This window comes from Streptomyces marokkonensis, from assembly GCF_039539045.1.
Lineage (GTDB): Bacteria > Actinomycetota > Actinomycetes > Streptomycetales > Streptomycetaceae > Streptomyces > Streptomyces marokkonensis.
In genome coordinates this window covers 26135-34037 of sequence record NZ_BAABCQ010000031.1, presented here as the reverse complement: position 1 = coordinate 34037, position 7903 = coordinate 26135, and the positions used below count along the sequence as shown (strand labels likewise).

Genomic DNA, 7903 nt, shown 5'->3' with positions numbered 1-7903 from the left:
GCCGGTCGCCGGTCGCCGGTCGCCGGTCGCCGGTCGCCGGTCGCCGGTCGCCGGTCGCCGGTCAACGCGAAAGCGCCGTGGTGGAGTTCCCGGACGGTCTCGGGAACTCCACCACGGCACCTGTACGTTGATCGCGGCACGGGCCGCCTCAGCGGCCGGAGCCTCCACCGGCGTTGGGGCCGTCGTAGTCCTCGCCGTAGGCGCCCTTGGCGGGGCGGCGGCGGCGCATGGGCGGCTCGACGCCGTCCGCGAGGCGTCGGGCGGTCAGCAGGAAGCCGGTGTGGCCGATCATCCGGTGGTCCGGACGGACGGCCAGGCCCTCGACGTGCCAGTTGCGGATCATCGACTCCCAGGAGGTCGGCTCGTTGAAGCAGCCGATCTCGCGGATGGACTCGACCGTGCGGGCGAGCTGGGTGGTCGTCGCGACGTAGCAGCACAGGATGCCGCCGGGCACGAGCGCCTTGGAGACGGCCTCCAGGCACTCCCAGGGGGCGAGCATGTCGAGGATGACGCGGTCGACGTCGGCGTCGGACAGGTTGTCCTGGAGGTCGCCGACGGTGAGTTGCCAGGCGGGGTGCGGGCCGCCGAAGTAGCGCTCCACGTTCTGCTGGGCGATCTCGGCGAAGTCCTCGCGGCGCTCGTAGGAGTGCAGCATGCCCTGGTCGCCGATGGCGCGCAGCAGGAAGCTGCTGAGGGAGCCGGAGCCCACACCGGCTTCGACGACGCGCGCGCCGGGGAAGATGTCGGCGAAGGCGAGGACCTGCCCCGCGTCCTTCGGGTAGACGACGGCTGCCCCGCGGGGCATGGACAGGACGTAGTCGGGGAGCAGGGGGCGCAGCGCGAGGTAGGCGACGTTCCCGGTGGTGCGGACAACGCTGCCCTCGGGAGCACCGATCAGTTCGTCGTGGGGGAAGGAACCCTTGTGGGTGTGGAAGTTCTTCCCGGCCTCGAGCGTGAACGTGTAGTGGCGGCCCTTGGGGTCGGTCAGCTGAACCTGGTCCCCGACCTTGAAGGGCCCGCGCCTGCGGGCGGCACCGGTCGGTTCGGACATGTGACCAGCCTACCGGTCCCCGGCGGGGCCGCCGACCACACCGGCGGTCGGGGCGGTGGTCAGGAGTGGCGGGCCATGGCCTTGACGAAGGCCCGCTCGACGTCGGCCGCGGAGAGGACGCCGTAGATCTCGCCGGTCTCCTCGACCACCAGGTACTCGCTCGCCGGGTTGGCGCGCAGTGCGTCCAGGAGTTCCTCGCCGGACAGTTCGGCGGACAGGCGCATGCCCTCGGTGAGGTCCTGGGCGAGGTTGCTGACCGGTACCCAGGGGCGGCGGTGCTCGGGTACGCCGACGATGGCGGCCTCGCGGACCAGCGAGACGGGCCTGCCGTCGCCTTCGACGACGACCAGGGCGCGGGCCCCGGAGGCGTTGGCGCGGCGCAGGGCCTCGGAGAGCGGGGTGTCGGCCGGGACGGGGACGGCGCGCCTGGTGAGAGCGCGGGCGTGCAGCTCCGGGAGGTGTTCGCGCAGGCGGGCCATGCGCAGGCTGTTTCCGGCGCCGGTCCAGATGATGGCGGCGAGGATCGCGGCGAGCAGGGCGTCCAGGATGGTGTCCATGCCGACGTCGTCCGCGGCGCCGGAGCCGAGGGACTGGGTGAGCAGCGGCAGGCCGATCAGGACGGCGATGGCCAGCGCGCGGCCGACCCAGGCGGCGGCGATCGTGCCGTGCATCGGCTTGCCGGTGAGCTTCCAGACGACGGCGCGGAGCATACGGCCACCGTCCAGGGGGAGGCCGGGCAGCAGGTTGAAGGCGGCCACGAGGAGGTTGGAGATCATCAGGCCGGCCAGCAGGACGCCGGGGACGCCGTCGGGGTCGACGGGCAGCAGGGCGGCGTAGAAGACGCCGGCGAGGACGAGGGAGAGCAGAGGGCCGACGAAGGCCAGTACGAACTCGCGGCCGGGGGTCTCGGCCTCCTTCTCGATCTCGGAGACGCCGCCGAAGAACTGGAGCTGGATGCGGCGGACCGGGAGCTTGAAGCGGAGGGCGGCGACGGTGTGTGCCAGTTCGTGGACGAGGACGGAGGCGTAGAAGGCGACCGCGAAGAAGAGGGAGACCAGGTAGCGTGCGGCGCCCAGCTCGGGCAGCACGCGGTCCAGCTGGCCGCCGAACACCCAGGTGATCAGGGCGGCGACCAGGAACCAGCTGGGTGCGACGTAGACGGGCACGCCGAAGGGCCGGCCCATCAGCAGCCCGCCCCCGGGCTCCGGCCGGCGCTGTGGTGGCCGCCCCGGCCCGGGCCCGGCGCTCTGGTGGGCGTCGGTGCGGGGGCTGTCGGCGTGGGTGCCGCGGCCGTCGGGGCCGGACTGCGCGGGCGCAGGGGTGGCGCGGTCGCCTCGGGCGCGGGGGGAGTCCGGCCGGCGACTTTCGGTGCCGGCGTTGCCTGCGGGCGGGCCCGTCGGCCGGCGGACGGTGTCGCCGCCGCCGGAGGCCGGCTCCGGCGGCGGGTCGCCCCGGCCGTCGTGCCCAGGCATCGGCGGCCGTGCCGAGCCGGTGGGGTCGGCGGGGCCGAGGGGGGGCTGCGGATGCCGGTGCGGGTCCGGGACGGCGTCGTCCGGAGTGTGCCGCCCGGTCTCGTTCCGCGCGGAGGCCGCTCGCTCGGGCCTCTCCTCCGGCGTTGCCGGATCCGGCGCCTTGAGGATCAGCGTCTCGGAGCCCGATGTCGTGGGAGGGGTCGCCTCGCGGCCATGCGTCTTCGCGTCCGGCGTCTCGGGGTCCGGCTCACGCGTGGGCGTCTCCCGGTCCGGCTTGCGCATGGGCCTCTCGGAGTCCGGTTCGCTCGCGGAGGTCTCGCGACCGTGTGTTTCAGGGGCCTGTGGCAGTGGGCGGTTCCCGGCGGTCTCCGGTGCCCTTCGGAGCTGTTCCTCGGGGCTTTCGCCCGTCGTCCGGGGCCGGTCCGCGGGTCGTTTCCCGGATGGGCCCGAATCCGCGGGTTCGGGCCGGGTGGCGTCGGCGGCCTGGGCCGGCCCCGCCTGGGGCTCGGCCGACTCGTCGTTGCCGGACCGCGGCTGCCCGCTCCCGCCGCTCACGTCCACGGTGTCCCCTCGTTCGAAGCGTCTCCCGCGCCTGCCGGGCGGGAGGGTCTCGTGTCGATGGTATGCGTCCGTCGCGAACCGTTCCGCCCCGGCACCCCTGTGCTTCCCTTCCGTCGCACGGGTCACGGCCGCGGGCTGGGGCACTGTCGGTGGCGGGCCGTAAGGTCTGTGGGCATGGAGACGAGCTTCGAGGATGTCGCGGAGGACGCCGGCGGATCCGCCCCGTCGGCGGCGACGGTTGCGGACGACGCGGAGGCGGCGCCGGCCCCGGCGGCCACCGCCACGGCCGCCGCACCCGGGCCCGGGCCCGCGGCCGCGCCCGTGTCCGCGGCCAAGGCGCCCGCGTCGCTCTCGCCCTCCCGGGCCGGCGACTTCATGCAGTGCCCGCTGCTGTACCGGTTCCGGGTCATCGACCGCCTGCCGGAGAAGCCGAGCGAGGCGGCGACGAGGGGCACCCTGGTGCACGCTGTGCTGGAGCGGCTCTTCGACGCCCCGGCGGCCGAGCGCACCGCACCGCGGGCCAGGTCGCTGGTCCCGGGGCAGTGGGACCGGCTGCGGGAGAGCAGGCCGGAGGTCGGTGAGCTGTTCGCCGACGATCCGGAGGGCGAGCGGCTGGCGCGGTGGCTCGGCGAGGCGGAACGGCTGGTCGAGCGCTGGTTCACCCTGGAGGACCCGAGCCGGCTGGAGCCCGCCGAGCGGGAGCTGTTCGTCGAGGCCGAGCTGGACTCCGGACTGCGGCTGCGCGGCATCATCGACCGGGTCGACGTGGCGCCCACCGGCGAGGTGCGGATCGTCGACTACAAGACGGGCAAGGCGCCCCGGCCGCAGTACGCGGAGGGCGCGCTGTTCCAGATGAAGTTCTACGCGCTGGTGGTGTGGCGGCTGAAGAAGGTCGTACCGCGGCGTCTGCAGCTCGTCTATCTCGGCAGCGGTGATGTGCTCACGTACGACCCGGTCCTCGCCGACCTGGAGCGGGTGGAGCGCAAGCTGCTGGCGCTGTGGGAGGCCATCCGGCTGGCGACCGAGACGGGCGACTGGCAGCCGCGTCCCACCAAGCTGTGCGGCTGGTGCAACCACCAGGCGCACTGCCCGGAGTTCGGCGGTACTCCCCCGCCCTATCCGCTGCCGGTGAGGGTGGCCGACACCGGCGGCGTCGAGCAGGGCAGAATGGCAGCGGACTAGCGAAGGAGACTTACGTGGCCATCCGCGTCCTACTGGTCGACGACCAGCCGCTGCTGCGCACGGGCTTCCGGATGATTCTGGAGGCGGAGCAGGACATCGCTGTCGTCGGCGAGGCCGGAGACGGCCTTCAAGCACTCGACCAGGTGCGGGCGCTGCAGCCCGATGTGGTGCTGATGGACATCCGCATGCCGCGGATGGACGGTGTGGAGGCGACCCGGCAGATCACCGGGCCCGAGCGGGACGGCCCGGCGAAGGTGCTGGTGCTGACCACCTTCGACCTCGACGAATACGTGGTGGAGGCGTTGAAGGCGGGGGCCAGCGGCTTCCTGCTGAAGGACGCCCCGGCCCATGAACTGGTGCAGGCCATCCGCGTGGTGGCGAGCGGTGAGGCGATGCTCGCGCCGAGCATCACCCGGCGGCTGCTCGACAAGTACGCCACGCATCTGCCGTCCGGCGACGAGCCGATGCCGGACACCCTGCACACGCTGACGGACCGTGAGGTGGAGGTGCTGAAGCTGGTGGCCCGGGGCCTGTCCAACGCGGAGATCGCGGCCGACCTCTTCGTCAGCGAGACCACCGTCAAGACGCACGTGGGTCACGTGCTGACCAAGCTGGGCCTGCGCGACCGGGTGCAGGCCGCGGTGTACGCGTACGAGAGCGGTCTGGTCCGCCCCGGCGCGCAGTAGGCCGCTCGGTACGGTGCGGGTACACCGGCACCCGCACCCACCGGCACCGGCACCGGCACCGGCACACACGAACCGCGAAGGGCGCCCTCTTCCGACTGGAAGAGGGCGCCCTTCGCGTTGTGGCCGTGGCCGGCGGGGCGTCAGCCGCTCACGCCCCGGCCCAGCTCCCACAGCTGGAGCGTCGAGGAGGAGTTGAGGACGTAGGCCGTGCCGGTGATGTCGTCCCGGGCGGCGACGTACTGCTTTCCCTGCCACAGCGGGATCATCGGGACGTCCCTGGCGGTGATGTCCTGGATCTCGTTGAGGGTGTCGACGGCGGAGAGCCGGTCGGCCTCACGCCGGGACTCGGGGATCAGGGTGTCGGTGATCTCCGGGTTCAGGTACGGCGAGTTGAGGGTGTTGCCCTTGTCGAGGAACGGCGCGATGAAGCTGTCCGCGTCGGGGAAGTCGGGGAACCAGCCCATGCCGAAGACGTCGTACTTGCCGTCCAGCTCCGCGTCACGGAACTTCGCCCAGGGCGTGCCCTCGATGTCGACGTCGAAGAGGCCGCTGTCGTTCAGCTGCTTCTGAAGGTGCTCGAACTCCTGCTTGGTCGCGGCACCGTAGTGGTCCGTCGTGTAGTGCATGGTGAACTTCACCGGAGTGGCGATGCCCGCGTCCTCCAGCATGGCCTTGGCCTTGGTGACGCTCGGGTCGCCGTACGTGTTGAAGAACGAGTTGGAGTGCCCGGTGATGCCGGCCGGGACCGTCGAGTACAGCGGCTCGGCCTGGGAGCCGTAGACCGCGGAGACGAGTGCGCTGCGGTTGATGAGCTGGGCCACCGCCTTGCGGACGGCCTTGTCCTTCACCGTCTGCGCGTCCGTGTTGAAGGCCAGGTACCGGATCTCGAGACCGGCCACCTCGATCAGGTCGACGTCGCCTTCCGTGGACTTGGACAGCGTCTGGATCTGCTCCGGCGTCATCGCGCGGGTCATCATGTCGATGTCGCCCTTGTCGAGCGCCTCACCCATGGCCTCGGCGTCGGTGAACGACACCACCTCGACCTTGTCGTTGTTCACCGTCAGGCTCCCCTTGTAGTTGGGGTTCTTGGTGAACACGGACTTGGTCAGTACGCCGTCCTCGACCTCCGCCTTCATGGTGTACGGACCGGAGCCGTCCAGTTCGAAGCCGTCGCGCAGCTTGTCCTTCGGGTAGTCGTCCTTGTTGACGATGCCCGCGACCGGGGTCGACAGCTTGAACGGGAAGGTGGCGTCGGCGGTGTTGAGGTGGAAGATGACCTCACGGTCGCCCTGTGTCTCGACGGTGTCGACGGTCGACAGCAGGGTGTACACCTTGCTGTCGGCCTTGATGGCCAGCGCACGCTCGATGGAGTACTTCACGTCCTCCGCGGTGATGGGGTCGCCGTTGGCGAACTTCAGGCCGTCACGCAGAGTGCAGGAGTAGCGCTCGTTACCGGTGTCGGTGAATCCGCACTGCTCGGCGGCCTCGGGTACGGGTTCACCGTCGCCACGGGGCTGGATCATCAGGGTCTGCGTGGTGTGCCGCAGGATGTTCCAGAGGCCGACGTCGTAGGCGTATGCCGGGTCGAGGGGCGCGGGTGCCGCCTCCGCGGTGAACCGGTCCGTGGTGCCGACGGCGATCGCGTCCCCGTCGCTGCCGCTGTCGGACCCGCCGCAGGCGGCGAGCACCGGCGCGAGCAGACCCACGACGGCCGGCAGCACCAAAGTCTTGCGGTTCATGCTCGAGTTTCTCCAGAGCTGTCGGTCCGTGTATCCGGCATGCAGGGGGTGTCGCGGCGGATCACGGGGGTAGTGGCCAATGTTCTCTCGACGAGATTAGTCCGCGCCCGCACGGGGGTTCGCAGCCACCGGAGTTGAGCCCTCATCACGGAGTGAAACCGGGCGTGGACGCACCGAAAACCCGACAGTGGAAGGATTAGTGCACGGTTTCACCAATCAGGACACAAGGGCACCTCGACAACGTTCGCCAGGCACCTGACAGCACAGCCAGGCCCCCCTGTCGACCCCTGGTGACGTGGGGAACATCACACAGAAGGTTCTGTCGACAGCTGCCTGAATTCGGCCATCCGGAACAGCGGGAATTCCCTCGACGGGCGTCCTCGCGTTGGCTCGCACGGCGGTTCCGGAATTCCCGCGTTAACGCCGCCGCACGCTGGGTGAACGCCTAACGCATTTGGGTCATCAGACCGCGCAGAAATGTCAGGTCGACGTCTTCCAGGGAGCCGACCACCGTGCGCCGGGCGGCGGGGGTGATGGGCACGACCGAGGGCACCGCGACGACGTGGCAGCCGGCGGCCTCGGCGGCGGCGACCCCGGTCGCCGTGTCCTCGACGACGGCACACCGGACCGGGTCCACACCGAGTCCGGCGGCGGCGGCCAGGTACGGGTCCGGGTGGGGCTTGGTGCGCGGCACCTCGTCGCCGGCGACGGTGAGGCCGAAGTGCTGGGAGCCCAGTGAGGTCAGCACGCGGTCGATGATGCGCCGGTGCGAGGCGGAGACCAGGGCTGTGGGGATCTCGTGCGCGGACAGCTCCGCGAGCAGCCGGGCGGCTCCCGGCATGAGCGGCAGGGTACGGCCGATGCGCTTCTCGAAGCCGTCGTTGAGCAGCACGCTGAGCTCGGCGAGCGAGATGCCGGCCCCGGTGGCCTCGATCAGGAATCCCGCGCTGCGGCTCATCGGGCCGCCGACGACCACGTGGCGCCAGGACTCGTCGAGCGTGTGGCCGAGAGAGGCGAAGACCTCGACCTCGACGTCCCACCAGAAGCCCTCGGTGTCCACCAGGGTGCCGTCCATGTCGAGGAGCACGGCCTGCAGGGCGGAGCCTTCGGCCGTACGGGTTCCGAGCGCGGGGACCGTACTGGTCATCCACGTACCTCCTTGAGGGACGGTCAGGCCGGCTCCCACGGAGGGAACCGGCCTGCGATGGACCG

At 71.3% G+C, this 7903-nt stretch carries 6 protein-coding genes; 2 read left to right on the top strand and 4 right to left on the bottom strand.

The features are described 5' to 3' along the window. Positions 1-148: 148 nt before the first annotated feature. Both ABEA26_RS10770 and ABEA26_RS10765 read right to left on the bottom strand, forming a co-directional pair. A complete protein-coding gene (locus tag ABEA26_RS10770; protein ID WP_345591405.1) occupies positions 149-1051 on the bottom strand; it encodes a tRNA (adenine-N1)-methyltransferase in 903 nt (300 codons plus the stop codon). A 59-nt stretch (positions 1052-1110) separates the two neighbouring features. After that, complete coding sequence (locus ABEA26_RS10765) at positions 1111-2805, bottom strand: site-2 protease family protein (RefSeq protein ID WP_345591404.1); 1695 nt, start codon at positions 2803-2805, stop codon at positions 1111-1113. Between the two features lie 453 nt (positions 2806-3258). Between ABEA26_RS10765 and ABEA26_RS10760 the strand changes: the two genes are divergently transcribed. Both ABEA26_RS10760 and ABEA26_RS10755 read left to right on the top strand, forming a co-directional pair. Continuing rightward, positions 3259-4266, top strand: a complete 1008-nt coding sequence (locus tag ABEA26_RS10760; RefSeq protein WP_345591403.1) for a RecB family exonuclease — start codon at positions 3259-3261, stop codon at positions 4264-4266. A gap of 14 nt (positions 4267-4280) precedes the next feature. Then, positions 4281-4952: a response regulator gene (locus tag ABEA26_RS10755; RefSeq protein WP_345591401.1), complete on the top strand. Its 672-nt coding sequence runs from the start codon at positions 4281-4283 to the stop codon at positions 4950-4952. Between the two features lie 140 nt (positions 4953-5092). Here ABEA26_RS10755 and ABEA26_RS10750 read toward each other — a convergent pair whose 3' ends face one another. Together ABEA26_RS10750 and ABEA26_RS10745 are read right to left on the bottom strand one after the other, a co-directional pair. Continuing rightward, positions 5093-6691 (bottom strand): ABC transporter substrate-binding protein, encoded by a 1599-nt coding sequence (locus ABEA26_RS10750; protein WP_345591399.1) that lies wholly within the window; start codon positions 6689-6691, stop codon positions 5093-5095. A gap of 445 nt (positions 6692-7136) precedes the next feature. Next, a complete protein-coding gene (locus ABEA26_RS10745) occupies positions 7137-7838 on the bottom strand; it encodes an HAD family hydrolase (protein WP_345591397.1) in 702 nt (233 codons plus the stop codon). Positions 7839-7903 lie beyond the last annotated feature (65 nt).

Excerpts from the sequence above, each read along its gene's own strand:
- ABEA26_RS10770 (WP_345591405.1), bottom strand. The coding sequence starts at position 1,051 with ATGTCCGAACCGACCGGTGCCGCCCGCAGGCGCGGGCCCTTCAAGGTC.
- ABEA26_RS10765 (WP_345591404.1), bottom strand. The coding sequence starts at position 2,805 with ATGCGCAAGCCGGACCGGGAGACGCCCACGCGTGAGCCGGACCCCGAG.
- ABEA26_RS10760 (WP_345591403.1), top strand. The coding sequence starts at position 3,259 with ATGGAGACGAGCTTCGAGGATGTCGCGGAGGACGCCGGCGGATCCGCC.
- ABEA26_RS10750 (WP_345591399.1), bottom strand. The coding sequence starts at position 6,691 with ATGAACCGCAAGACTTTGGTGCTGCCGGCCGTCGTGGGTCTGCTCGCG.
- ABEA26_RS10745 (WP_345591397.1), bottom strand. The coding sequence starts at position 7,838 with ATGACCAGTACGGTCCCCGCGCTCGGAACCCGTACGGCCGAAGGCTCC.